26 protein-coding genes are annotated in these 24,022 nt (G+C 66.8%); 11 read left to right on the forward strand and 15 right to left on the reverse strand.

The genetic code is table 11. The features are described from left to right. Window positions 1-9 precede the first annotated feature (9 nt). Window positions 10-792 (forward strand): ABC transporter ATP-binding protein, encoded by a 783-nt coding sequence (locus tag BLM15_RS16675; protein WP_126113804.1) that lies wholly within the window; start codon window positions 10-12, stop codon window positions 790-792. Between the two features lie 4 nt (window positions 793-796). Further along, on the forward strand, window positions 797-1,687 hold the full coding sequence (locus tag BLM15_RS16680; RefSeq protein ID WP_164547541.1) for an NAD-dependent epimerase/dehydratase family protein: 891 nt from the start codon (window positions 797-799) through the stop codon (window positions 1,685-1,687). A 21-nt stretch (window positions 1,688-1,708) separates the two neighbouring features. On the opposite strand, the gene BLM15_RS16685 is transcribed toward BLM15_RS16680, so the two are convergent. After that, window positions 1,709-2,413 carry a glutathione S-transferase N-terminal domain-containing protein gene (locus tag BLM15_RS16685; RefSeq protein WP_126113806.1) on the reverse strand — a complete coding sequence of 235 codons (705 nt, stop codon included), beginning with the start codon at window positions 2,411-2,413 and terminating at the stop codon, window positions 1,709-1,711. A 178-nt stretch (window positions 2,414-2,591) separates the two neighbouring features. Between BLM15_RS16685 and BLM15_RS16690 the strand changes: the two genes are divergently transcribed. Then, window positions 2,592-3,041 carry a DUF2306 domain-containing protein gene (locus tag BLM15_RS16690; RefSeq protein ID WP_206438529.1) on the forward strand — a complete coding sequence of 150 codons (450 nt, stop codon included), beginning with the start codon at window positions 2,592-2,594 and terminating at the stop codon, window positions 3,039-3,041. 118 nt (window positions 3,042-3,159) lie between these two features. After that, window positions 3,160-4,293 (forward strand): extensin-like domain-containing protein, encoded by a 1,134-nt coding sequence (locus BLM15_RS16695; protein ID WP_126113807.1) that lies wholly within the window; start codon window positions 3,160-3,162, stop codon window positions 4,291-4,293. A gap of 57 nt (window positions 4,294-4,350) precedes the next feature. On the opposite strand, the gene BLM15_RS16700 is transcribed toward BLM15_RS16695, so the two are convergent. Together BLM15_RS16700 and mepA are read right to left on the reverse strand one after the other, a co-directional pair. Next, window positions 4,351-5,049, reverse strand: a complete 699-nt coding sequence (locus BLM15_RS16700) for an alpha/beta hydrolase (protein ID WP_126113808.1) — start codon at window positions 5,047-5,049, stop codon at window positions 4,351-4,353. 104 nt (window positions 5,050-5,153) lie between these two features. Next, a complete protein-coding gene (gene mepA / locus BLM15_RS16705; protein ID WP_126113809.1) occupies window positions 5,154-6,095 on the reverse strand; it encodes a penicillin-insensitive murein endopeptidase in 942 nt (313 codons plus the stop codon). 149 nt (window positions 6,096-6,244) lie between these two features. Between mepA and BLM15_RS16710 the strand changes: the two genes are divergently transcribed. Continuing rightward, window positions 6,245-7,231, forward strand: a complete 987-nt coding sequence (locus tag BLM15_RS16710) for a Bug family tripartite tricarboxylate transporter substrate binding protein (protein WP_164547542.1) — start codon at window positions 6,245-6,247, stop codon at window positions 7,229-7,231. 87 nt (window positions 7,232-7,318) lie between these two features. Next, window positions 7,319-7,492 (forward strand): DUF3309 family protein, encoded by a 174-nt coding sequence (locus BLM15_RS16715; RefSeq protein WP_126113811.1) that lies wholly within the window; start codon window positions 7,319-7,321, stop codon window positions 7,490-7,492. Between the two features lie 33 nt (window positions 7,493-7,525). On the opposite strand, the gene lhpI is transcribed toward BLM15_RS16715, so the two are convergent. The 4 genes from lhpI to sppA are packed head-to-tail and all read right to left on the reverse strand — an operon-like array spanning window position 7,526 to window position 10,119. Beyond that, window positions 7,526-8,470 carry a bifunctional Delta(1)-pyrroline-2-carboxylate/Delta(1)-piperideine-2-carboxylate reductase gene (gene lhpI, locus BLM15_RS16720; protein WP_126113812.1) on the reverse strand — a complete coding sequence of 315 codons (945 nt, stop codon included), beginning with the start codon at window positions 8,468-8,470 and terminating at the stop codon, window positions 7,526-7,528. Between the two features lie 10 nt (window positions 8,471-8,480). Further along, entirely contained in the window at window positions 8,481-8,816 is a 336-nt protein-coding gene (locus tag BLM15_RS16725; RefSeq protein WP_126113813.1) for a LapA family protein, read from the reverse strand. Between the two features lie 18 nt (window positions 8,817-8,834). Further along, window positions 8,835-9,122 carry an integration host factor subunit beta gene (gene ihfB, locus BLM15_RS16730; RefSeq protein ID WP_126113814.1) on the reverse strand — a complete coding sequence of 96 codons (288 nt, stop codon included), beginning with the start codon at window positions 9,120-9,122 and terminating at the stop codon, window positions 8,835-8,837. A 28-nt stretch (window positions 9,123-9,150) separates the two neighbouring features. After that, a complete protein-coding gene (gene sppA / locus BLM15_RS16735; RefSeq protein WP_126113815.1) occupies window positions 9,151-10,119 on the reverse strand; it encodes a signal peptide peptidase SppA in 969 nt (322 codons plus the stop codon). 163 nt (window positions 10,120-10,282) lie between these two features. Here sppA and BLM15_RS16740 point away from each other — a divergent pair, with 163 nt between their 5' ends. Next, on the forward strand, window positions 10,283-10,657 hold the full coding sequence (locus BLM15_RS16740; RefSeq protein WP_126113816.1) for a cupin domain-containing protein: 375 nt from the start codon (window positions 10,283-10,285) through the stop codon (window positions 10,655-10,657). Between the two features lie 6 nt (window positions 10,658-10,663). Here BLM15_RS16740 and BLM15_RS16745 read toward each other — a convergent pair whose 3' ends face one another. Together BLM15_RS16745 and rpsA are read right to left on the reverse strand one after the other, a co-directional pair. Then, window positions 10,664-11,953 carry an Hsp70 family protein gene (locus BLM15_RS16745; RefSeq protein WP_236846329.1) on the reverse strand — a complete coding sequence of 430 codons (1,290 nt, stop codon included), beginning with the start codon at window positions 11,951-11,953 and terminating at the stop codon, window positions 10,664-10,666. An 89-nt stretch (window positions 11,954-12,042) separates the two neighbouring features. Beyond that, window positions 12,043-13,749, reverse strand: coding sequence for a 30S ribosomal protein S1 (gene rpsA, locus BLM15_RS16750; RefSeq protein WP_126113817.1), 1,707 nt, complete (start codon window positions 13,747-13,749; stop codon window positions 12,043-12,045). Window positions 13,750-14,143: 394 nt separating this feature from the next. On the opposite strand from rpsA, the gene BLM15_RS16755 reads away from it, so the two are divergent. Then, window positions 14,144-15,151: an LLM class flavin-dependent oxidoreductase gene (locus tag BLM15_RS16755; RefSeq protein ID WP_126113818.1), complete on the forward strand. Its 1,008-nt coding sequence runs from the start codon at window positions 14,144-14,146 to the stop codon at window positions 15,149-15,151. Window positions 15,152-15,231: 80 nt separating this feature from the next. Here the strand turns inward: BLM15_RS16755 and BLM15_RS16760 are convergent, their stop codons facing one another. From BLM15_RS16760 to BLM15_RS16780, 5 genes are all read right to left on the reverse strand, one after another. Next, window positions 15,232-16,656 (reverse strand): TRAP transporter large permease, encoded by a 1,425-nt coding sequence (locus BLM15_RS16760; RefSeq protein ID WP_126113819.1) that lies wholly within the window; start codon window positions 16,654-16,656, stop codon window positions 15,232-15,234. Then, the gene (locus tag BLM15_RS16765) at window positions 16,653-17,225 is read right to left on the reverse strand and encodes a TRAP transporter small permease subunit (protein ID WP_126116223.1); all 573 of its coding nucleotides are present in this window, start codon (window positions 17,223-17,225) and stop codon (window positions 16,653-16,655) included. Before BLM15_RS16765 ends, BLM15_RS16760 begins: the two co-directional genes overlap by 4 nt. Window positions 17,226-17,424: 199 nt before the next feature. After that, complete coding sequence (locus tag BLM15_RS16770) at window positions 17,425-18,168, reverse strand: response regulator (protein WP_126113820.1); 744 nt, start codon at window positions 18,166-18,168, stop codon at window positions 17,425-17,427. Continuing rightward, window positions 18,161-19,690 (reverse strand): ATP-binding protein, encoded by a 1,530-nt coding sequence (locus BLM15_RS16775; protein WP_126113821.1) that lies wholly within the window; start codon window positions 19,688-19,690, stop codon window positions 18,161-18,163. Before BLM15_RS16775 ends, BLM15_RS16770 begins: the two co-directional genes overlap by 8 nt. A gap of 80 nt (window positions 19,691-19,770) precedes the next feature. Continuing rightward, window positions 19,771-20,250 carry a MarR family winged helix-turn-helix transcriptional regulator gene (locus tag BLM15_RS16780; protein ID WP_126116224.1) on the reverse strand — a complete coding sequence of 160 codons (480 nt, stop codon included), beginning with the start codon at window positions 20,248-20,250 and terminating at the stop codon, window positions 19,771-19,773. A gap of 134 nt (window positions 20,251-20,384) precedes the next feature. Between BLM15_RS16780 and BLM15_RS16785 the strand changes: the two genes are divergently transcribed. From BLM15_RS16785 to maiA, 3 genes are read left to right on the forward strand one after another with little or no spacing between them, the layout of a single operon-like run. Next, window positions 20,385-20,594: a hypothetical protein gene (locus tag BLM15_RS16785; protein WP_126113822.1), complete on the forward strand. Its 210-nt coding sequence runs from the start codon at window positions 20,385-20,387 to the stop codon at window positions 20,592-20,594. 21 nt (window positions 20,595-20,615) lie between these two features. Continuing rightward, window positions 20,616-22,328, forward strand: coding sequence for a cytochrome c biogenesis protein DipZ (locus tag BLM15_RS16790; protein ID WP_126113823.1), 1,713 nt, complete (start codon window positions 20,616-20,618; stop codon window positions 22,326-22,328). A 38-nt stretch (window positions 22,329-22,366) separates the two neighbouring features. Then, a complete protein-coding gene (gene maiA / locus BLM15_RS16795) occupies window positions 22,367-23,002 on the forward strand; it encodes a maleylacetoacetate isomerase (protein ID WP_126113824.1) in 636 nt (211 codons plus the stop codon). Window positions 23,003-23,008: 6 nt separating this feature from the next. On the opposite strand, the gene BLM15_RS16800 is transcribed toward maiA, so the two are convergent. Next, window positions 23,009-23,992: a helix-turn-helix transcriptional regulator gene (locus tag BLM15_RS16800; protein ID WP_164547543.1), complete on the reverse strand. Its 984-nt coding sequence runs from the start codon at window positions 23,990-23,992 to the stop codon at window positions 23,009-23,011. Between the last annotated feature and the right edge of the window lie 30 nt (window positions 23,993-24,022).

Here is a 24,022-nt window from a genome sequence, read left to right on the forward strand (position 1 = left end):
GGACAAGGCATGATCGCAGCAGCCGCCTCTCCCGCCGCCTCGATCCAGGGGCGCGGGATCGTCAAGAGCTTCGGCGGCTTCACGGCCGTCGATGGGCTGACGCTCGACATCAGGAGCGGCGAGTTCGTCAGCCTGATCGGCCCGTCAGGCTGCGGCAAGAGCACGTTCATGCTGATGGCGGCCGGGCTGATCCCGACCAGCGGCGGCGAACTGCTGGTCAACGGCAAGCCACTGAGCGAGCCGCTGACTGATATCGGCATCGTCTTCCAGGACCATCTGCTACTCGAGTTCCGGACGGCGCTGGAGAACGTCATGCTCCAGGCCGAGATCCGCGGCCTGCCGCTGGCGCCGGCGAAGGAGCGGGCGCTCGAGCTGTTCGCGAAGCTCGGCATCAGCCATGCGGCCGACCGCTATCCGAAGCAGCTTTCCGGCGGCATGCGCCAGCGCGTCTCGATCGCCCGCGCGCTGATCCACAACCCGTCCGTGCTGATGATGGATGAGCCCTTCGGTGCGCTCGACGCGATCACGCGCACGCAGATCCGGCACGACCTCGAAATGCTCTGGCTGGAGACGGCCAAGACTGTCGTCTTCATCACCCATTCGATCGATGAGGCGATCGGCCTCTCCGACCGGGTGCTGGTGATGTCGCCGACGCCGGGCAGGGTCGTCGACGAGATCAAGATCGAGCTGCCGCGGCCGCGACCGGCGCATCTCGGCGATTATCCGAGCTTCAACGCCTATGCCGACCGCATCCACGACGCCTTCCGGCGCTTCGGGGTGATCAAGTATTGAGCCGGTGAAGATTGCGATCACAGGCGGAGCCGGCTTTCTCGGCCTTGCGACCGTCAGAATTCTCATCGAGCGCGGGCATTCGGTCCTAGCGCTCGATCGAAGCGCGGCGCACTCGCCGCCGGATCTCGCCTTCCGGGCCTGCGACGTCACCGAGCAGGACGACGTCACCGCGGCCTTCGCCGCCTTTCGCCCGCAGGCGGTGATCCACCTTGCCGCGATGCTGACGCTGGATTCCAAGGCCGACATCGTCGCGGCCACACGCGTCAACGCGCTCGGCACCGCGCATGTCTTTGCCGCGGCGAAGGCGTGCGGCGCAGAGCGGGTGATCTATGCCAGCTCCGTCGCCGCCCTAGGTGACGCCGATATCGGGCCTGGCGACGCCAGCGTGCCGCGACCGGCGAGTGTCTATGGTGCGACCAAGGCCTATGGCGAGCACCTTGCTCGCGCCTTTGCGGCCGACGAACCCGGCATGACTCTGATCGGATTGCGCTTCGGTTCCGTCTACGGGCCGGGGCGGGAACGCGGCTGGCGGGCGATCCAGACCCTCGTCGAACAGGCCGCCGCCGGAGAGCCGTCGATCGTCTATCCCGACTTTGCCGAACCGATCGACTGGACATGGATCGAGGACGCCGCGGAGGTCGCGGCGCGAGCGGTGGTCGCGCCACTGACAGAACATCGTGTCTTCAACGTCGCCGGGGACAAGCGGATGATGCGGGAGGCCGCAGCGCATCTTGCGAGGCGCTGCCCCGATTCCAGCTTCATCGCGCAACCGGATACGACCCCGCCCGCTGCCTGGAATTTTGCCAATGATGGCCTCGCGACCGCCATTGGCTATGTGCCGCAGACGCAGATGGAAGAGGGCATAGACCGGATGCTGGCGGCGGCCGGGCGCTGAGCGTGCCGCCGCCTGCAGCGATCAAGGCCGCTTCGGAATTTCCAGCCCGCGCTGCACCGCCGGACGTGCGAGCCCGCGCTCCAGCCATTTCGGCACCAGCTTGAGCTTGTCGTATTCGACCAGCTCGCCGGCGCCGTAGAAGCCGACGAGGTTGCGGACCCAGCCGAGCGTGGCGATGTCGGCGATGGTGTACTCGTCGCCCATCAGCCAGTCGCGGCCGGCAAGCCTGGTCTCGAGCACGCCGAGCAGGCGCTTGCTCTCGTTGGCGTAGCGGTCGCGCGGGCGCTTGTCCTCGTATTCGCGGCCGGCGAACTTATGGAAGAAGCCGACCTGTCCGAACATCGGGCCGATCGCCGCCATCTGGAAGAAGACCCATTGCAGGGTCTCGTAACGGCGGGCGGGATCGACGGGGAGGAATTTGCCGGCCTTGTCGGCGAGATAGACCAGGATCGCGCCGGATTCGAACAAGGCGAAAGGCTTGCCGCCCGGGCCGTTGGGATCGAGGATCGACGGGATCTTGCCGTTCGGGTTGAGCGAGAGGAATTCCGGCGTCCAGGTCTCGTTCTTGCCGATGTCGATGGTGTGCGGCTCGTAGGGGATGCCGGTCTCCTCCAGCATGATCGAGACTTTCACGCCATTTGGCGTCGGCAGCGAATAGAGCTGCAGCCGGTCGGGATGCTGGGCCGGCCAAAGCTTCATGATCGGAAAACCGGAGAGATCGGACATCGGGAATCCTCGGATGGTGGGCTTGGCGCCGACATTGCCGGCTCGCCCCATAGGCGGGACGCCAGTGGCGCGGGGCCACGACGTTGCGGCGTAATTTGGGGCGCCGATGGGGGCGGCGCAACCGCGCGGAGCTTGCGGAAATGCCGACCAGCTCGGGCAGGAATCACATGTCGATGCTATGCTCGGCGCCACTCTCGCCTCCTGCGACTGCAAGGACATCGCGATGACGCTTGCCCCGCTGCTCGCCGCGCCGACCATCATGCAGGTGCATGTCCTTTCGGCACTGATCTCGCTGGCGGCAGGCCTGACCGTCCTCGTCCTGCGCAAGGGCACGGCGCGCCATCGCCTCATCGGCTGGGTCTTCGTCGTGGCGATGGCGCTGACAGCGGCGAGCTCGGCCTTCATCACCAGCAATGGACGCTACAGCGCGATCCATCTGCTCAGCGTGTTGACGATCGTGAACCTGCCCTATGCCATCATCATGCGCCGCCGCGGCAACATCGTCGCCCACCGCTCCGCAATGCTCTGGCTGTTCGCCGGCCTCGTCGTGGCTGGCGCCTTCACGCTCGTGCCGGGCCGCCTGATGAACAAGCTCGCCTTCGGCGACACCACGGCCCCAATACGTTAACGCGCTCGGTGTTGCGTTAACGGCCATTTAACGCCATCGGCAAAGTTAATCCGTCCGTGGCTTCCAGGACGCAGCCGGTCAACAAACCGTTCACCCAACGCCTCGCATTTGATCTGTCATGCGTCGCGTTCATCTCACCCTTATCGCGCTCGGCGTCATCGGCGTCGGCCTTGCCGGCTGCGGCAAGTTCCAGAAGCCGCAGCGCGCTGCCTGGCGTGACCAGGCCGAAGCCCAGTGCCTGGCCTCGCGCCAGGTGCAGCTCTCGGCCTATGTCAGCCTGCGCGACAAGGCGATCGACGGGCCGGGAACCTGCGGCATGGAAAAGCCGCTCAAGGTCGCGGCTTTCGCCAATGGCAGCGTCGCGCTGACCAGCAATGCCACCCTCGCCTGCCCCGTGGTCGCGACCACCGACAAATGGTTCACCGAAGTGGTGCAGCCGGCGGCGATGAACGTGCTCGGTGCGCAGGTAATCGAGATCCGCGCCGGCTCCTATTCCTGCCGCGCTATGAACAACGGCACCGGCACCAGCCGCACCTCCGAGCACGCCTTCGGCAATGCCGTCGACGTCTTCTCCTTCCGGCTGAACGACAATCGCGTCGTCACGGTCAAGGATGGCTGGCGCGGGTCTCCGGAGGAGCAGGCTTTCCTGCGCGAGATCTTCGTCGGCGCCTGCGAGCACTTCTCGACGGTGCTCGGCCCCGGCGCCGACGCCTTCCACTACGACCATTTCCACATCGACCTGGCGCGCCATTCCAAGGGCCGGCACATCTGCAAGCCGGTGATCAAATACGAGCCCAACTACAACCTGCCGCCACCGGATCCGGCGCGGCCGGACCGCATGGCACTGCAACAGCAGCAGGATACGCGTCAGACGCTACCGCCGCCGATGGTGGCCAGCGGCTCGGGCGGGCTGTTGCGCCAGCCGAGCGGCGGCTTGCGTCCGCCTGGCGCCGTCGATGGTGGCTACTCGGTTGCGCATCGCTCCGGCCAGGGCGGGCTCGACGGCCAGCGGCGCTACATCGAAGAAGGCCCGCAGCAGGCGAGCCCGCGCTACCAGCCGCAGCCGGCGCCGAGCGAGATGCGCGGCCCGTTGCAGTTGCCCGGTGCCACGCCGCCGACCGAGGAACTGATCGTCGGCGACGACGAGGGCAATGGCATCATCGACGAGGCGGGCGAGAACGAGCCGCCGATCAACCCGCGCAACGACCCGTTCGCCTATCGGCCCGGCCAGCCGACGGGACTCCGGCGGTAAAAATAATGGCGGCGACCCGAAGTGGAGCGCCGCCATCATCTCTCAGGCAAACGGCCTTCAGGCCTTCGCTACTTCCTGGGAAGCTTCATCGATCAGTGCCGCAACCTCACCCGCGCGCGAGGCCAGGGAGGCGTGGCTTGCGTCGAGCGCCAGGATACGGCGCGGCTTCATCCGCTCGGACATGCGGTATTGATTGTCGGGATGGATCATCCGGTCATCGGTGGAGAGCTGGTACCAGCAAGGCTTCTTCTTCCAGGCCGGGGCCGTGATCGTATCGCCGAAGGTGCTCGCCAGCGGTGCTTTCTGCGCGACCGCCATGGCGAGGGCCTCGTCGGCGCTCAGATCCTGGCAGAAGCTCTCATGGAACTTGTCGTAGTTGATCCAGAGATAGCCATCGCTGTCGGGGGCGAGATTGGCGATCGCCGCCGGCGGCGTTTGCTGGCTGATGCCGCCGGGGCTTTCCCCGGCATCCGGCGCGAAGGCAGCGATATAGACTAGGCCGACGACGTTCGGGAGGTCACCGGCCTCGCTGATGACGGCGCCACCATAGGAATGGCCGACGAGCAGCACCGGCCCCGCTTGCTGCTTCACCATCTTGCGCGTGCGCTCGGCATCGTCGGCAAGCGAGGTCAGCGGCATCTCGACGGCGCGCAGGTCGACGTGGCTCTTGCGCGCCAGCTCAACGATGACCTTGCTCCAATGCGCGGCCCCACCCCAGAAGCCATGAACGAGAACGATGGTCGGCTTGGCACTCATCGCGTCCTCCACTGATCAGCGACGCGGCCTCGCAAAATGCGGAGCCTCGCGCGCTGTCAGGTTAGGACGCGAAAACGGAAGAAGCGACCGCCGATCCGCGCCCCTTAGCGCGACACCAGCACCTGCCGGCACTCGGCCGGCAGTGCGTCGAGCGACATCGGCGGCTTGGGCTTCGGCTTCGGGCCGGGCTTTGGCTTGGGCGGGTTGAAGATCGCCTGGTGCTGGCGCTCGACCCAGCCGCTGAGCTCCTCGCCGCAGCCATCGCCGAAATTGGGCGGCTCTTGGCCGTCGCAGCCCTCGACGCCGGGCGGACAGCTCAGCCTAATGTGGAAATGGTAGTTGTGGCCCCAGATCGGCCGAACCTTGCCCAGCCAGCCCCGGTCAGCACCGGCCTCGCGGCAGAGCGCCACCTTGAGTGCCGGGTTGACGAAGATGCGCTCGACCCTTGGCTCGCTGGCGGCGGCCCTGATCAGGCGGCTATGCGCCGGCGTCCAGTTCTTCGGGTCGACATCGCGCCAGTCGGAGCGGGCCATGTTTGTCGCCGCCATGTTTTCGCGATCGTCGCTGTCGACACGCTTCCTCGGCATCGGTGTGAGCCAGATATCGGCATCGAGCCCGATCTGGTGCGAGGCATGCCCGGTCAGCATCGGTCCGCCGCGCGGCTGCGAGAGATCGCCGACGAGCAACCCGGACCAGCCCGTGATCTTGGGCACCTCGCGCGCGAAGCGCTCAAGGAAGGAGATCAGCTCGGGATGGCCCCAATTGCGGTTGCGAGCGAGCCGCATCACCTGCCAGTTCTCGCCATCGACGGGCAGCGCGGTCGCGCCCGCCAGGCAGCCGCGGGCATAGGAACCGATGGCGCGGGCCCGCAGCGCGGCAGGTGCGGTCTTCTGCCCGAACAAAGCGCGAGCCGCATCGGGGTAGGCCGCGATGTTGGCGGCGCGGGTCTTCGCTTCCGCCTCGGCCGTGGACTGCGCCTGGGCCGTACCGGCCACGATCAGCATCGGCAGGAGAATCAGGCAGGCGAAGCGACGAAGGGGCTGCATAGATGCAGAATCGCAGGCTGCTCGCGCTCAGGTCAAGCCGGTGCCCGATCAATGGGCTGGACAGCGGGAAGGAGAGCCGGCAGCGTCGGCAGTGCCGAAGCACGGGTGGCAAGCCCTCCGGCAACCACAAGTGGAGGAGATACCTGACGATGAGCTGTTTCACCCTCGACCGCCGCACATTGCTCGGCGGCCTCGGCGCCACGCTTGCCTTGCGGCCAGGCGCCGGCCAGGCCCAGGGCGCCTGGCCGCAGGGGCGCACGCTCAAGCTGGTCGTCCCCTTTCCGCCGGCCGGTGCGACCGATGTGCTAGCCCGGCTTGTCGCCGACAGGCTCGGCCAGAGCTGGGGTACCCATTTCGTCGTGGAGAACCGGGCGGGCGCGGGCGGCAATCTCGGGACCGATGCCGTCGCCAAGGCGGAGCCCAATGGTGACACGCTGCTGATCGTCTCGGTCGGCCTTGCGACCAACCAATACCTCTATGCCAAGCTGAACTACGATCCGGTCAAGGATCTCGCGCCCATCACCACGGTCGCGATGGTGCCGAACCTGTTGGTCGTCGGAAAGCACCTGCCCGTGCAGAGCGTGGCCGAGCTCGTCGCCTACGCCAAGGCCAATCCCGGCAAGCTGACTTACGGCTCCTCCGGGATCGGGACCTCGGTGCACCTCTCCGGAGAGCTTTTCCAGAAGCTCTCCGGCACGAAGATGGTGCATGTGCCCTATCGAGGCACGGCGCAGGCGACGCAGGACCTGATCGGCGGACGCATCGACCTGATCTTCGACAACATCACCCAGGCGCTGCCGCATGTGCGTGCCAGCTCGATCCGCGGGCTGGGAATCACCACCGCCAAGCGCTCCCCGACAGCGCAGGAGTTCACTCCGATCGCCGAGACGGTCCCGGGCTTCGATGTCTCGTCCTGGTTCGCCCTGTTTGCTCCGGCGAAGACGCCGCAGGCGATCATCGACAAGATTCAGGCCGACACCAGCAAGGCTATCGCCGACCCGAACGTGCGCGCCAAGATGGATCTGCTCGCCGCCGAACCGGTCGGCGATAAGCCGGCGGAGCTCGCCACTTTCCTGCAGGCGGAGATGAAGCGCTGGGGCGATCTGATCCGCGAGGCCGGCATCAAGGCGGAGTGACCGGGAACTTACCGTTCGCGCCCGACGTTCTTTGAACGCTCGCCCGTCGATACCGACAAGGCGGCAGACGAAGAAGGGGCGCGAACCATGTCCACACTCCTCATCATCATCCTGCTCATCGTCCTGCTCGGTGGCGGCGGATATTACGGACATCGCAGCTATGGCGGCGCCGGACTCGGCGGCGTGGTCGGCCTCGTGCTGACGATCGTGATCGTGCTGTGGCTACTCGGAGCGCTCGGCGGCCCCGTCGTCAGGGTCTGATGCTGCGGCGAGCGCAGGGCCGGGCCCCGCGCTTCAGCTGGCCAGCTTCCAGACCAGCATGGCGGCGGCGAGATCCTCGAGCGCGGTGCCGACCGATTTGAACAGGGTCACGTCATCGCGCTCGACCGCGGGATCGTATTGCCCGCGGCAGAGACCGGCCAGCGTTCCGGAAACCTGCTCCGCCGTGTAGGCGCCCGCCTTGATCGCGACAGCGACATCACCGCCCTCATGCAGTGCGGCCTGCGTATCGACGAAGACATGGGCGCGTTGCAGCGCCTCGTCATCGGCCTCGCGCATCGACAGGTTGAAAGCGCCGACCAGATCGAGATGGGCGGTGCGCTTCAGCCAGCGGCCGTGGATCAACGGCTCGCGCGACAGCGTTGCGCAGGAGATGAGGTCGGCCTGCCGCGCCTCGGCTTCCAGATTTTCCGCAACTCGCGTCTCGATGCCGTCACGCGCCAGTTCGGCCACCACTTCGGCCGCCGCGTCAGGGCGACGCGCCCAGATTGCGATATCCTCGAAGGCACGCACGCTGCGATGCGCCTTGACCAGGAAGGTCGAGAGCGCCCCGGCTCCCACCATCAGCATGCGCTTGGTATCCGGCCGCTCCAGCATGCGCGAGGCGAGCGCGGACGCCGCCGCAGTACGCCAGAGCGTCAGCCGCGCGCCATCCAATGCGGCGAGTGGCGCACCGGTCGCTCCATCCATCAGAAGGTAGGTCCCCATCACGCTCGGCTGGCTCAGCGCGGCATTGCCCGGGAAGACCGTGACCACCTTGGTGCCGAGAAAGGCCGGGCTTGCCTCCGGCGCCGTCCAGGCCGGCATCAGTAGAAGCGTCGCTGCCGCATCCGGCCGCTCGATCTCGTGGTGATGGCGCACCGGCGTGACGATATCGCCACGGAAGGCGTCGGCGAGCGCATCGATGAGGGCAGGAAAGTTGAGCAGGCCGTCGATCTCGGCCGCAGAGAAGAACCGCATGGCCGCAGCTTCAGATGCGGCTGGTCAGCGCCGGAAGCGCCGAATCCGGCACCGCGGCGCGCAGCGACTGCGCTTCGCCGCGCAGCTTGTCGGCCTCGCGGCGATTGACCCTGGCAGCCCTGCGATGCTTGCCCTGGGCCAGCCAGGAGGCGAAGCCGCCGATCAGGATGCCGATGGCGATGGCGGCGAGGACCACGGCGAAGAGCGGCAGATCGAAAGCGAGCGCCGGAGCGTCGCGGCTGACCGGATCGAGCGAGACCCGGACAGGGGCGCGGTTCGCCACCGAGAACAGCACCACGAGAAGTGCGACCGGGACGAGCACCAGCGCCTTGAAGAAAGCCTTCATTCCGCTCCTCCAGCCGGCTCAGCCGGCCTTGCCGTTCAGCCGCATGCGCAGCTCCTTGCCGGTCTTGAAGACCGGCACGAACTTCTGATCGACCTTTACGGAATCGCCGGTGCGCGGATTGCGACCGACACGGGCGGCGCGTTCCTTGGTCGAGAAAGCGCCGAAGCCTCGCAGCTCGACACGATCGCCGCGCGAGAGCGCCTTGACGATCTCGTCGAGGATCGAGCCGACAATGTTCTCGATGTCGCGCTGATAGAGGTGAGTGTTGCGCTCGGCGATGCGCTGGACGAGTTCTGATTTTATCATGGGTCCAATATAACCGCTTGTAACATCGTCACTTTTCGACGGCAGGCTGCCAGAGCGCCAAGGGCGCGTCAAGCCGCAGTCCGACCGGGATTTCAGCCGCGCGCGCGAATAGCGCGGCAGCCGCCTCCAGGCCTGCCGCACGCGCCAGCGCCTCGCCCGCGCTCCACAGGCCGTAAGAGGAGGATTCGCTACGGCGGCGCCAGTCACGCACCGGCAGCGACTTGCCGACGCCCTTCTCGCGCTCGAGCCAGGCGATCGCCTCCAACTCGCCACCGATCTCGTCGACGAGCTTGAGCGTAACCGCCTGGCGGCCTGAATGGACGCGCCCGTCGGCAACCTTGGCGACCTCGGTCTCGGCGAGCTTGCGGCGCTCGCCCACCAGCCGCTTGAACCAGTCGTAATTATCCGCGATGACGCGCGCAATCTCGGCGGCAGCTTCAGGCGAGGTCGGCTCAAGGCCGCTCGGAGCAGCCTTCAAAGGGCTCGAGCGTGTGATCTCGAACTTGACGCCGATCGTGTCGAGCAGTCTGGCGACATTGGGAATCTGGGCGATCACGCCGATCGAGCCGACGGGAGAGGTCTGGCGCGCGACGATGCGTTCGCCGCCGAGCGCGACGATGTAGCCGCCGGACGCAGCCATCCCGTCGACCACCGCGACGACGGGCTTCTTCGCGGCAAGCCGGCGAATCGCCTCATACAGCGCTTCCGAGCCGGTCACTGTGCCGCCGGGGCTGTCGATACTGAGGAGCACGGCGCTGGCGCGGCTGTCCTCGAGCGACTTGATCAGATCGAGCGTGCGACGGTCGCCGGAGATGAAGCCGGAAATGGTGACGCGGGCGATGTGCGCCTGCGCGGTGCTGCCCGGCAGCCGCCCGCTCCAGACAAGCGCGCCGGCGACGGCCAGAACGACGACGCCGGCAAGCGCGAGCAACCGCCAGAGCGAGAGCTTGCGCCGCAGGCTGCGGCGATCGGCGAGCAGATCGGCATCGGACGACATCTCGGCGGCTCCGGTTGACGGGCCTGTGGTGTAGCTCCGCGGTGCCGGGGCGGCAAGGCGGCAGTTGTCGCGCCGACAGCCGTGGCGGGCTCCGCACGATCGTTCAAGACACGGCGACGACGAGCGCCGAGCATACCGACACCTTGACCGGAGCCCAGCCAAGATGTCCGAAACCACCTATCGCGCCATCAACTTCGCCGAGAAGCTCGGCCAAATTCACGAGCAATGGCAGCCGCGCGTCCTGGCGGAGCTCAACGACTACCAGATCAAGATCGTCAGGATCGAAGGCGACTTCATCTGGCACGACCATCCCGAGACCGATGAAGCCTTCATCGTGCTCGAGGGCTCGTTGCGGATCGATTTCCGCGATGGTTCGGTCAGTGTCGGCCCCGGTGAAATGTTCGTCGTGCCCAAGGGCAAAGAGCACAAACCCTTCGCCGAGAAGGAGGTCCGCATGCTGCTGATCGAGCCTCGCGGTACACTCAACACCGGCCATGAGGGCGGCGCGCGGACGGCGCAGAACGATCGCTGGATCTGAGCGGTCTCAGGCGGCGGCGAGCGCCTGCTGCCGGTCGAGCGCAAGCAAGGCGAGCCCGCTCGCGACCGAGCGGAAGGCGTCGCCGATATGGATGCGCTGCGGGCTGAAGCGGCGATCGAACAGGGCGCGCACCGCCGGGACATAGGAGGTGCCACCAGTCATGAACACCGCCTCGATCCGATCCGCCTCGACCCCGGCGGCTGACAGCGCCTCGTCAAGCGCGCCCTCGATCGCCGCGACATCCTCGGCGATCCAGCGCTCGAACAGGGTGCGCGTCACCGTGCGGTCGATACGCACGCCCATCTGGTCGAAGCTGAGCTGCGCCTCATCCTGCGAGGAGAGCGCAATCTTGGTCGCGGAAACGGCGCGGTAGAGCTCGTAGCCGAGATCATATTCGATCACCGTCATCAGATCCTCGAGCCTGTCAGGCTCGACCGCATCGCGGATCAGCGCCTTGAGCTCGGTCATGGTCTCGCGGCTCTTCATCAGCGAGAGCCGATGCCATTGCGCGAAGGCGGCGTGGTAGTGCGCCGGAATCGGCAGGCGCTTGCCGAAGGACAGATAGTCCGAGCCCTTGCCGAGCAGCGGCGAGACCGCATGCTCGATAATGCGGTAGTCGAAACTGTCGCCAGCGATGCCGACGCCGGCATGGGAGAGCGGAATCGCCTGGAACCGGCCCGCGCCACCGGGTTCGAAACGCATCACCGAAAAGTCGCTGGTGCCGCCGCCGAAATCGGCGACCAGCATGGTCTGCGGCGTCTTCAGCTCGCGGGCATACCAGTACGCGGCGCCGAGCGGCTCATAGGCAAAGTCGACCGTCGGCATGCCGGCCTTGCCGTAGGCGGCCGAGAGGCGCGAGAGGGCCAACGCCTCGTCAGGGCGATCGCCGGCGAAGACGACCGGGCGGCCGGAGAGGACGGCGCGCTCGCCGAGATCGTCGAGGCCGGCGGAGAGGTCCTTCAGGAAGACCGCGATCAGGTCTTCCAGCCGGAAGAGCTTGCCGAACAGCCTCGTCTCCTGGAAGGCACGGCTCGACAGATAGGTCTTCAGCGATTGCAGGAAGCGGTGCTCGGTCGTCATGCCGAGCGCCATGTCGAGCGCGTCGGGGCCACTGACATGGGTGACGTGGGAATTGGGCGGCCTGCCCTCGCGCCAGAACATCAGGGCCGAGCGATAGGCGTCGACGGCGCCCTGCTTCGTGGCGAAGCTGCGGGTCGTCACCGAACCATCAGGACGTGCGAGCGCGACCACGCTGTTGGTGGTGCCGAAATCGATCCCGATCGCCGCGTCCTGCACGCTCGCCTCCATTAGCCGAAACAAAAGCCCGCGCGGATTTCTCCGCGCGGGCCGATGGATTGGTCAGGCCGCAAGACGCGGCCTGATGATCACTTCTTGTCGGTGCCAGCCTTCTTGAGGGCCGCGCCGAGGATGTCGCCGAGCGAGGCGCCGGAGTCGGCGGAGCCGTACTGGGCCATCGCCTCCTTCTCCTCGGCCATTTCCAGAGCCTTGATCGAGACCTGGATCTTGCGGGCCTTCTTGTCGAAGAGGATGACGCGGGCGTCGACCTTCTCGCCGGCCGCGAAGCGCTCGGGGCGCTGCTCGGCACGATCACGCGCGATTTCGGCGCGCTTGATGAAGGTCGTCATGTCCGTGCCGGCGATCTTGACGTCGAGACCACCGTCCTTGACGTCGACGATCTCGCAGGTCACGACCTGGCCCTTCTTGAACTCGCCGGCATCCACGAAGGGATCGCCGCCGAGCTGCTTCAGGCCGAGCGAGATGCGCTCCTTCTCGACGTCGACATCGAGAACGACCGCCTGGAGCATGTCGCCCTTCTTGTACTCCTCGATCACCTGCTCGCCCGGACGGTTCCAGTCCAGGTCCGACAGATGGATCATGCCGTCGATGTCGCCTTCCAGGCCGAGGAACAGACCGAACTCGGTCTTGTTCTTGACCTCGCCCTCGACCACGGCACCCGACGGATGCTGCTCGGCGAAGACCTCCCACGGGTTGCGGAGGGTCTGCTTGAGGCCGAGCGAGATACGGCGCTTGACCTGATCGACCTCGAGGATCGCGACGTCGACTTCCTGCGAGGTCGAGACGATCTTGCCGGGGTGGACGTTCTTCTTGGTCCAAGACATCTCGGAGACGTGGATCAGGCCTTCGATGCCCGGCTCCACTTCGACGAACGCGCCGTAGTCCGTGATGTTGGTGACGCGACCCTTCAGGCGGGTACCGACCGGGTAGCGGGCGGCGATGCCATCCCACGGATCGGCCAGCAGCTGCTTGATGCCCAGCGAGATGCGGTGCGTCTCCTGGTTGATCTTGATGATCTTGACCTTGACCGTCTGGCCGATGGTCACGACCTCGGACGGATGGTTGACGCGGCGCCAGGCCATGTCGGTCACGTGCAGCAGGCCGTCAATGCCGCCGAGATCAACGAACGCACCGTATTCGGTGATGTTCTTGACGACGCCGTCGATGACCTGGCCCTCTTCGAGCGAGGCGACGAGCTCGGAGCGCGCCTCGGCGCGGGTCTCTTCGAGCACGGTACGACGCGAGACGACGATGTTGCCGCGGCGACGATCCATCTTGAGGATCTCGAAGGGCTGCGGCTGGCCCATCAGCGGGCCGACGTCGCGGATCGGGCGGATGTCGACCTGCGAACGCGGCAGGAAGGCGACGGCGCCGTCGAGATCGACGGTGTAGCCACCCTTAACCGTGTTGAAGATGTTGCCCATGACCTTCTCGCGGGCCTCGAACGCCTTCTCGAGCTTGACCCAGCTCTCTTCGCGGCGGGCCTTGTCGCGCGAGATGACGGCTTCGCCGAGCGCGTTCTCGATCCGGTCGAGATAGACCTCGACCTCGTCGCCGACCTTGAGCTCCTCATCCCGGCCCGGGCCGGTGAATTCCTTGAGCGCGACGCGACCTTCGGTCTTCAGACCGACGTCGATGATCGCCATGTCCTTCTCAATGGCAACGACCTTGCCCTTGATGACGGTACCTTCGAGGGCCTCGTTACGGGTGAACGATTCCTCGAGCAGGGCGGCGAAATCCTCGCGACCCGCGTGATAGCTTTCGACAGCTGACATAAATGCTCCTGAACGCCGGCCGCGTATCCCGCGGATGTCCGGCATGGCGCCGATTGGGTTGGTGTTGCACACCGGATCGATCCGCGCGGTGCTCCGCTCACGGAGCTTGCCGTCCCTCAGGACGGCGGCGCCTCGCCGCAGGGGCCGATCCGCATCCGACAGGCCGTTTTCCAAACACGAAACGGGAGCAAGCCGACCGGCCGCCCCCGGCTGTGATCGATCACGGCCCTTCGGACGAGGCTGACCTAGCGATTTTCGTAGCGTTTCGCAAGCGGATTGCGGCGCGAAATGCCGGTCGCGCATGCGTGAAGCGGCCTTGCGAGCCGCCGGAAGGCTGCCGATCTTTCCCCGCGAAGCCCGGCCGCGAGCCGGCGCGATGCAAGGGAAGTCCCATATGTTCCCGCTCTCCATTCTCGACCTCGCCTTCATCGCCGAAGGTTCGACCGCAGCAAACGCCCTCCATAACAGCCGTGATCTCGCCCAACATGCCGAAAGGCTCGGCTACACCCGCTTCTGGCTGGCCGAGCATCACAACATGACCGGCATTGCCAGCGCGGCGACGTCGGTCGCGATCGGCTATGTCGCCGAGGGCACCAGGACGATCCGCGTCGGCGCCGGCGGGATCATGCTGCCCAACCATTCGCCGCTGGTGATCGCCGAGCAGTTCGGCACGCTGGAGACGCTCTATCCCGGCCGCATCGATCTCGGGCTCGGGCGCGCGCCCGGCACCGATCAGCGCACCTGGCGAGCACTACGACGCGAGGCCGACGCCTCCGAGCGCTTCCCGCAGGACGTGCTCGAACTACAGGCGCTGCTCGGACCGCTGCAGCCGGACCAGGTGATCCAGTCCGTGCCGGGCACCAATACCAATGTCCCGCTCTGGATCCTCGGCTCCAGCCTGTTCGGCTCGCAGCTCGCCGCCGTGCTCGGCCTGCCCTATGCCTTCGCCTCGCATTTCTCGCCGGACGCGCTGATGGACGCCCTCGCCGTTTATCGCGAGCGCTTCCAGCCCTCGGCGCAGCTCGACAAGGCTTATGCCATGGTCGGTTGCAACGTCATCGCCGCCGAGACCGATGCCGAAGCGCAGCACCTCTTCACTTCGGTGCAACAGCGCTTCGCCGATATGCTACGTGGCCGACGCGGCCTGTTGCCGAGGCCGATCGACGACATCGAGGATTACTGGTCCGGCCCGGAGAAGGTGCAGGCCCAGCGGATGCTGGCCTGCTCCTTCGTCGGCTCGCGCGAGAGCGTGCGGACGCAGCTGCAGGCCTTCATCGAGAAGACGAAGGCCGACGAGCTGATCGTCGCCTCCGCCATCTTCGACCACGCCGCGCGCAAGCGCTCCTACGAAATCCTGGCCGAGATCCAGCCGGCGCTCGGGCTAGCGGCGGTCGCGGCCTGATCCTGGATCGGCCGGCGCCTATGCTTTGACAAGGAGATAGATCGCCGTGCGTCCTATGCGACACACGGCGATCCAATGCGTCAGTTCAGCCCCGGTGCAGGCAGGTTGAGTCCGTCCAGCCCGGGCAGGCTCTGGAACTGGCGCTCGATCGCAGCCGGATCGATCGCCCTCGGCTTGTCGAGCCAGTAGGTCACCATCTCCGGGAAGGCGATCATCAGCGCGACCAGGATGAGCTGCAGCACGATCCACGGGATCGAGCCGAGATAGATGTCGCGGCTCTTCACCGTCGGCGGCGCGATGCCACGCAGATAGAACAGCGCGAAGCCGAAGGGCGGATGCATGAACGAGGTCTGGATGTTGGCGCAGATCAAGAGGCCGAACCAGATCAGGTTGATGTCGAGCTTCGCTGCCGCCGGCGTCAGCAGCGGGATGATGATGAAGGCGATCTCGAAGAAGTCGAGGAAGAAGGCGATGAAGAAGACGAACACCATGGTGAAGGCCAGGAAGCCGACCTGACCGCCGGGCAGCCCGGTCAGCATGTGCTCGATCCAGAGCCCGCCGCCGACGCCCTGGAAGACCAGGCTGAAGACGCGCGCGCCGATCAGGATCATCGTCACCATGGCGGTGATGCGCATGGTCGAGGACATCGCCTGGTAGGTCAGCTTCCAGGTCAGCGTGCGATACATCGCAGCCAGCGCGAGTGCGCCGACCGCGCCCATGGCGCCCGCTTCCGTCGGCGTGGCGAGGCCCATGAAGATCGTGCCGAGGACGAGGAAGATCAGCGCCGCCGAGGGAACGATGCCACGAACGCATTTGATTGCGAGCGCCCAGCCCTTGAGCGTGCGCGCCTCGGGCGGCAGCGCCGGGATATGCGCCGGCTTGATGACGCTGAGGATGGCCACCCAGATGCAGAACAGCACGACCTGAACGATGCTGGGGCCGATCGCGCCAGCATACATGTCGCCGACCGACTTGCCCATCACGTCGGCGAGCACGACGAGGACGAGCGAGGGCGGGATCAGCTGGGTGATCGTGCCCGACGCCGCGATGACGCCGGTGGCGTGCTGCATGTTGTAGCCATAGCGCATCATCACCGGCAGCGAGATCACGCCCATGGCGATCACCGAGGCAGCGACCGTGCCCGTGATCGCACCCAGGATCGCGCCGACGAAGATCACGGCATAGGAGAGCCCGCCGCGGACGCTGCCGAAAAGCTGGCCGATCGAATCGAGCAGATCCTCGGCGAGGCCGCAGCGCTCCAGCACCGCCCCCATGAAGGTGAAGAACGGGATGGAGAGCAAAAGGTCGTTCGAGATGATCGCGTAAAGCTGGAAGGTGAGATTGCCCATGTATTGGGGCGCGATCACCCCCATCTCGATCGCGATGAAGCTGAAGAACAGCCCGACCGCCGCGAGCGAGAAGGCGGCCGGATAGCCGATCAGCAGGAAGACGATCAGGCCCCCAAACATCATGGGGCCGAGATTGGCGCGGATGGCATCGATCATTGCAGCGGCTTCTCGTACGCGTATTCGTGCTGGTGGAAGCCGCGCAGCGCCGCCGCACGCTTGATCATCTCGGAGATGCCCTGCAGCAGGATCAGCGTGAAGCCGACCGGCAGGAGCAGAATCACCGGCCAGCGGATCAGGCCGCCGGCATTGTTGGAGGCCTCGTTCAGCGTCCAGGACTGCACGAACCAGGGCCAGGTGAACCAGATCATCACCAGGCACATCGGCATCAGGAAGACGGCGCCACCGACGAGGTCGATCCAGTGGCGAGCCCGATCGGAAACGATCCCGTAAAACAGGTCGACGCGGACATGCTCGTTGACCCGCAGCGTATAGGCCGAGCCCAAGAGCACCATGCCGGCGAACATGTACCATTGCAGCTCGAGCCAGGCGTTCGAGCTGGAGGAGAAGAGATAGCGGATCGTGGCGTTGCCGGCGCTGATCAGGCAGGCGAGCAGAACGAGCCAGCTCGCGATCACGCCAAGGGAGCTGCCAAGTTTATCAATCGCGCGCGCCAAGGGCATGAGCGGACGACAGAAGGTCCAGGCGATCCAGACCGCCGCTGCCATCCCGCCGACCGCGGCGAGCGCCAACCAAAGCTTGAACATTCAGGATTCCCCGGCGTCGCGCTGCGCCGCGCGGCAGCGCAGCCGGACGCCCTTCAGGCCCACCATTGCTTCTGCTCCCGGTTCCGGGCGCGTCCCCGCGCGCTTCTCGGACCTCGTCGCTAGCAGTTACGCGCTTAGCCGTTCCATGTCTGGAACTGAGCTATCGCATAGCCTCGGCATAGCCGGCGGCGTCGAGCTGTTCCTGCGTGCGAAGCCGGTAGCCTACGGAAAGTTCGGTCACCAGATAGGCCGGTCGCGCCGGATCGGGCTCGATCTTGTCGCGCAGCTTCTTCATCAGGATGCGCAGATACTGCACGTCCTCGTCCGGATCCTGCGGCCAGAGTTCCTTCATCAGCTGGCGATGGGTGAGGACCTTGCCGTGGTGAATGCCGAGCACCCGCAGCAGGGCGAACTGCTTTGGCGACAGGACGACCGGGACGCCGTCCAGGCTGACCATGCGTTGGGCGAAATCGAGCATGAGCTTGCCGACGCGCAGCACCGGCTCGGCAGCGCCAGGCTGGGCGACGCGCCTGAGGACCACGCGCGCCCGGGCGAGCAGCTCGGCCATGCCGAAAGGCTTCACCACATAGTCATCGGCGCCCTTTTCGAGCAGCGAGACCTTCTCTTCCTCCGAGCTGCGGACCGAGAGCACGATGACCGGGCCGGGGAACCAGCCGCGCAATGCTTCGAGTACCGAGGCGCCGTCCGCATCGGGCAGGCCGAGATCGAGTACAACGAGATCGGGCCGGCGCATTACCGCGAGCTCGAGCGCCTGCCTGGCGGTCTCGGCCTCGGCGATACGGAAGCCCTGCATCTCGAAGCCCGTCCTCAGGAAGCGCCGAATCTGCGGCTCGTCATCGATCACGAGCACGAGCGGGCCAGCTTGCTGCCTCGGTTCAGTCATCGTCCGGTTCTCCTGCTCGCAACACTGCAAGCGGCAGCCACAGCCGCATCGTCGTGCCTTTACCCGGTCCCTCACTCAGCGGCTCGATGCTGCCGCCATTCGCCTCGACGAAAGTCTTCGCGATGGCGAGCCCCAGACCGCTTCCGCCCGCAATATCGGCATGACGCTCGCCGCGATGGAAGCGCTCGAAGATCTGCTGCGCCTCATGCTGGTCGAGCCCGGGACCCTCGTCCTGGACCGCGATGATCAGCCTTCCGTCGCGCTCGCTGGCACTGATGGTGATTGGTGCGTCGCCCGGCGCGAACTTGGCGGCGTTCTCCAGGATGTTGATCAGCGCCTGCTCGACGAGCACCGGATCGACCCGGACAAAGGGGAGATCGCGCGCCAGCGCCAGCGTAACCTTGCGACCGGCAAGCCGCTCAGCGGTACTGTCCAGCGCGCCGTTGACGATATCAGCCGGGTCCACCTCGTCGAAGCGCGGCTGCAAGGCACCGGCGCGAATACGGGTAACGTCGAGCAGGTTCTGGATGCGCCGGTCGAGGCGGCCAGCTTCCGAGGCGATGGCTTTCGACAGATCGGACAGGCGCGGCTCGGACGAGATCGCCGGCGCCGTCGACAGCACGCTGGCAGAGCCGAGAATGCTCGCCAGCGGCGTGCGCAATTCGTGCGAGACCGATTCCATGAGGATGTCGCGCAGCGCGTCGGTGCGTTGGCGCAGCTGCCGCTCCTCGAGCGCGCGTGTCAGCCCCAGCCGTTCCAGCGAGCGTGCTCCCTCCTCCAGGATGGAGCGGGCGCTGGCGACGATCTCACCGCTCAGATCATGACTGTCGCTGCCCATCGCGACTGCCAGGACCGCCTGGAGCGGACCCGGCCGGCCCAGCCTGCAGAGCAGCCAACGCCCGCCCGCCGGTAGATCGGCGACCGAGACATCGGGACTGTCAGGGCGGCCGCGACCCTCGGCGAACTGGCGCGCCGCTTCGATCAGCGCAGTTGCGGGCACGGCCGCGGCCGATCGGCGGATCGCGTGCCAGCCCTGACCTTCGCTTGCGGCAAACAACACGACCTCGCGCTCGAAGGCATCAGCCATATGGGCGGCGACGATGTTGTAGATCGCAGCGACATCGGCTGCCCCGGCGATCTCGCTGCTAAGGTCGTAGAGCTGGCGCACGCGCCGCTCGTCCTCGCGCACCCGCAGCATCTGGGCGCGCAGCTGCCCGGCAAGTCGCCCGATCGTCAGGGCGACGATCAGCGAGATGACGAGGTCGACGATCTGCGAGGGTCGCACCACCATGACGCTGAAGAGCGGTGGGTAAAACAGCGAGGTCATCACCGCGCCGAGCAGGGCGGCCGCGACAGCGGGGCCGGTGCCGTACCAGACCGCCGCAACCAATCCCGGCAGCATGTAGATCGCCGAGACGCTTTCCAGCGGCGTCAGCACGACCAGGATGACGGCAGGCACCGTCGCCACGGCGACCAGACCAGCGGCCTTCAGATAGGCAAGAGGATCGATGCGCAAGATCACGATGCTGGCTGCTTTAGCAGGTCCCGTGCCGCCTGCCGCACAGGAAACTCATCCGGCTAGGATGCGGTTTCGCGCAGCGCTTAGTCAGTGTGCTCGGCTGCGATGAGATTGCCGCGCAGACGCACCATCTCCTCGCGGAGGTGGCGCTGCTCCTCGGGAGCGAGGCCGGTAGCGCGCTGCATGCTGACCCGGACCGCCCTGCCCCGCTCGCGCAGAGCGCGGCCCTGCGCCGTCAGATTGATGCGGACCTGCCGCTCGTCCTGCGGGTCGCGCTGGCGTGTCACCGCGCCCATCGCCTCCAAGCGCTTCAGCAGCGGCGTCAGCGTGCTCGAATCGAGGAAAAGTTTCTCGCCGAGTTGGCCGACGGTCTGGTCCGCCTCCTCATAGAGCGCGACCAGCGCGATATATTGCGGATAGGTGATCCCGAGCTCATCGAGCAGCGGCTTGTAGACGCGGTTGAAGGCGAGATTGGTCGAATAGACCGCAAAGCAGAGGAACTCGTCGAGCCCCGGCAGCCTGTCGGCGCCGGCCTGCTGAGCCGCCTGCCCTGAATCGCCCATCGCATCCGCCTCCGGCAAAGGATCGCTCACAGATATTTGATGCGCGATTTATTTTCAAGCGATTGATCAACGCTTCGCGCCCGGTTATTTGTCGAGCGATCTAATCGCTTGGCATATAAATGATGGAGCTTGCCGTGATCCGCACTCAACCGGCCGCCAAGGCGCTCGCACAAGCCCAGCCCGAGGCCATTCCCGCCCCGCGTCGCCTGTTGCTGGCGGCGATGCTGGCGGCGGCTACGAGCTTCGCCATGGCCTGCAGCGCCTTCACCGGCCCACGCAGCTACGGCTCCGTCCCGGTCGTGTCATCGAACCCGCCGCCACGGCGCGGCGCAGCCCGCTCCTGACGCCCCCGAGGAGACGCTTCGATGAACTTCGTTCTGGCCTATCTCGCCGGCGTCCTGACCATCGCCAGCCCCTGCATCCTGCCGGTCCTGCCCTTCGTCCTGACGCGCGCCGGCCAGCCCTTCCGCAGCAGCACCTTGCCGATGCTGCTCGGCATGGCGCTGGCGTTCGCAGGCGTGGCGAGCCTCGCCGCCGTCGCCGGCAGCTGGGCGATTGCGCTCAACAGCCATGGCCGCAGCATCGCACTCGGCTTCGCCGCCCTGTTCGGGCTGGCCCTGTTGTTCCCAGCTTTGGCGACACGCCTCGCCGGGCCATTGACCGCGCTCGGCGAGAAGCTGACGCGCGTGGCGGGAGCGGATGGCCGCACCGATCTGCGGCCGGCATCGTCCGCTTTGCTCGGCGTCGCCACCGGCCTTTTGTGGACGCCCTGCGCCGGGCCGGTGCTCGGCCTGATCCTGGCTGGGGCCGTTCTCGGCGGGCCGAGCCTGACTACCGCGCTCCTGCTCTTCGCCTATGCCGCCGGCGCGGCAACGGCGCTGGCCGCCGTGCTGCTCCTGGGCAACCGGCTGCTCAGGGGCGCCCGGCGTCCCGCCGCCCTGCTCGAACCCGTCAGGCGCGGCCTCGGTGTCGCGGTGGTCGCGAGCACGATCGCGATCGCCTTCGGCTTCGACACCAGCGTCCTTACCCGACTGTCGGCGCCGACCACCGCCGCGATCGAGCAGCGACTGATCGACCTGGCTTCGCCGAGCATGCCCGGCCTCGTCACGACCGCGCAGGCGCAGCCTGCCGCAAAGCCGCTGTTCGTCGCAAAGCAATGGCTCGACCGCGAGCCGCTCACCGTCGAGAGCGTGCGCGGCAAGGTCGTGCTGGTGAATTTCTGGACCTATTCCTGTATCAACTGCCTGCGCACGCTGCCTTATGTCCGGGCCTGGGCCGAGAAGTACAAAGACCGCGGCCTTGTCGTGGTCGGCGTGCACACGCCGGAATTCGCCTTCGAGAAGGACCCGGCCAATGTGCGCAAGGCCGTCACCGCGCTCGGCGTGACCTATCCGGTCGCGATCGACAACGATTATGCGGTCTGGCGCGCCTTCAGCAACCAGGCCTGGCCGGCGCGCTACTTCATCGACGCACAGGGCCGCACCCGCCACCACGAGTTCGGCGAGGGCGACTATGCCGCCTCCGAGCGGCTGATCCAATCGCTGCTCGCCGAGGCCGGCGGCAAGGTCGAGCCCGGCATCGCCAAGGTCTCGGGCGAAGGCGCGCAAGGGGCGCCCGACTTCGCCAATCTGCGCTCGCCCGAGACCTATCTCGGCCATGCCCGCAGCAATGGCTTCGCCTCGCCGGGCGGAATCCGGGCCGATGCGCCCGCTACCTATGCAGCCGCCACCTCCCCGCGCCTCAACCAGTGGAGCCTGTCGGGCGCCTGGACGGTCGCCGGCGAGTTCGCCACGTCGCAGCAGGCAGGCGGGCGGATCAACCATCGCTTCCATGCCCGCGACCTGCATCTGGTCATGGGCCGCCTGCCCGGCAGCCCGCCCGTCCGCTTCCGCGTCACGATCGACGGGGCCGCGCCCGGCAGTGCCCATGGCGCCGACATCGACGCCGACGGCTACGGCACGATCAGCGACGAGCGGCTCTACCAGCTCGTCCGGCAGGACGGACCGGTGAAGCCCCGCGACTTCAGCATCGAGTTCCTCGATCCCGGCGTGCGCGCCTACGCCTTCACCTTCGGCTGACCGCCGCAATTCGCCAGAAAAAACAACGGGAGGACAGCATGAAGCTCTATCTCAACAAAGTCTCGTCCGCGACCGCACGGGTGCGCATCGCGCTTGCCCTGAAGGGTCTCAAGGTGGAGGAAGAGCTCGTCACCATCTTCGGCGACGACGCAGCCAGCCGAAGTCCGGAGTATCGCGCACTCAATCCGCAAGGGCTGGTGCCCGCACTGCTCACCGATAGTGGCTGGCTGATCACACAGTCATTGGCGATCATCGACTATCTCGACCAGATCGCTCCGGAGCCGCCGCTGCTGCCTGCGGAGCCGGAGCAGCGGGCCTTCGCGCGCTCGGTCGCTCTCGCCATCGCAGCCGAGATCCACGCGCTGCTGCCGCCGCGCGTCGGCGCCCGTCTCAGGAGTCTTCCCGGCGTCGGGCCCGAGGAGGTCGCGAGCTGGAACCGGCACTGGGTCAGCGAGGGGCTCAGCGCCGTCGAAGCGCTGATCGCGCGGCGGCGCACCGGCCGCTTCGTCGTCGGCGACCGGCCGTCCATCGCCGACATCGTGCTGTTCCCGCAGACGGTCGGCGCCACCCGCATCGGACTCGATGTGGCGCAATGGCCTGTTATCGCCGAGATCGCCGGCCATTGCCGCGCCATTCCCGCCTTTGCCGAGAATGCGCCGGTCTCGCCCAAATAGCAGGCGTCAGCCGGCCCGCACCTGCGAGGGCGAACGGCCAAAGCGCTTGCGGAAGCTGCGGTTGAAATAGGAGAGGTCGCCGAAGCCGACCTCGAAGGCGACGCTGCTGATCGAGATCGCGTCGTCCTCGGCCGACATCAGCTTGAGCCAGGCCCGTTCGAGCCGACGCTCCATCACATAATCGGAGAAGGTGCGCCCTTCCGCGCCGAAGGCCTTCTGGATGGCGCGCGGGGTCACGCCGTAGAGCCCAGCGATCATGTCGATCGAGAGCTCGCGCCGCTCCAGCCTGGTCTCGATATCGGCCTTGATCGGGGCGAGCCGGCCGCCGCGCCGGGGCGTGGCGGTCACCGGCGGCGCGCTGCGGTCGGCCAGCATCACGCCGATCAGGTCGTGGACATGGCCAATGGCGAGATCGCGCAGCGGCGCCGAATTGAGCGGGAACAGGCCGCGCAAGAGCAGAGCGCCGTAATGCGCCAGCACTTGCAGGCCGCGGTTGCCGCGCGGGATCGCTTGCATCAGTTCGTCAGGGGCAAGCTGCGCCAGCGGCGGCAGCCGCGCCGGGTCGAGCGCGATCAGGTCGATGCGGCCAAGCTCGACCAAAGTGAAGCGCGTCTCCTGCGCGAGATCGACGACCGCAGCATCTCGGGCCCGCAGCGAAATGCGGCGGCCCGCCTGCTCGATCACGCAGCGGCCATCGGAGGGGCGCACGAGAATATAGCGCGGCTCCTGCCCGTCCCGGCGCGCCGGCCAAGTCCACGGCGTCGCCGGAGCAAAGCAGGACATCAGCCCGATATCAGGCCGCGTCGTCAGCGCACTGCGAGCGGCGAAGGGCAGCGCGGCATCGGCGCGAATGTCTTCGCCATCGGGCACACGCCCGAGAATCTTGTGCGCCATCGTCCGGATCTCGTCGGACGCGGCCTCGCCCGAGACCAGCCAGAATGGCGCGAAGGTCTCGGCCTCGATTGCCGCGGCGCTCACAGACCGTGACATCGCGGCCACAGGCGCTTCGTCCCGCATTGG

It is taken from the genome of Bosea sp. Tri-49 (assembly GCF_003952665.1).
Lineage (GTDB): Bacteria > Pseudomonadota > Alphaproteobacteria > Rhizobiales > Beijerinckiaceae > Allobosea.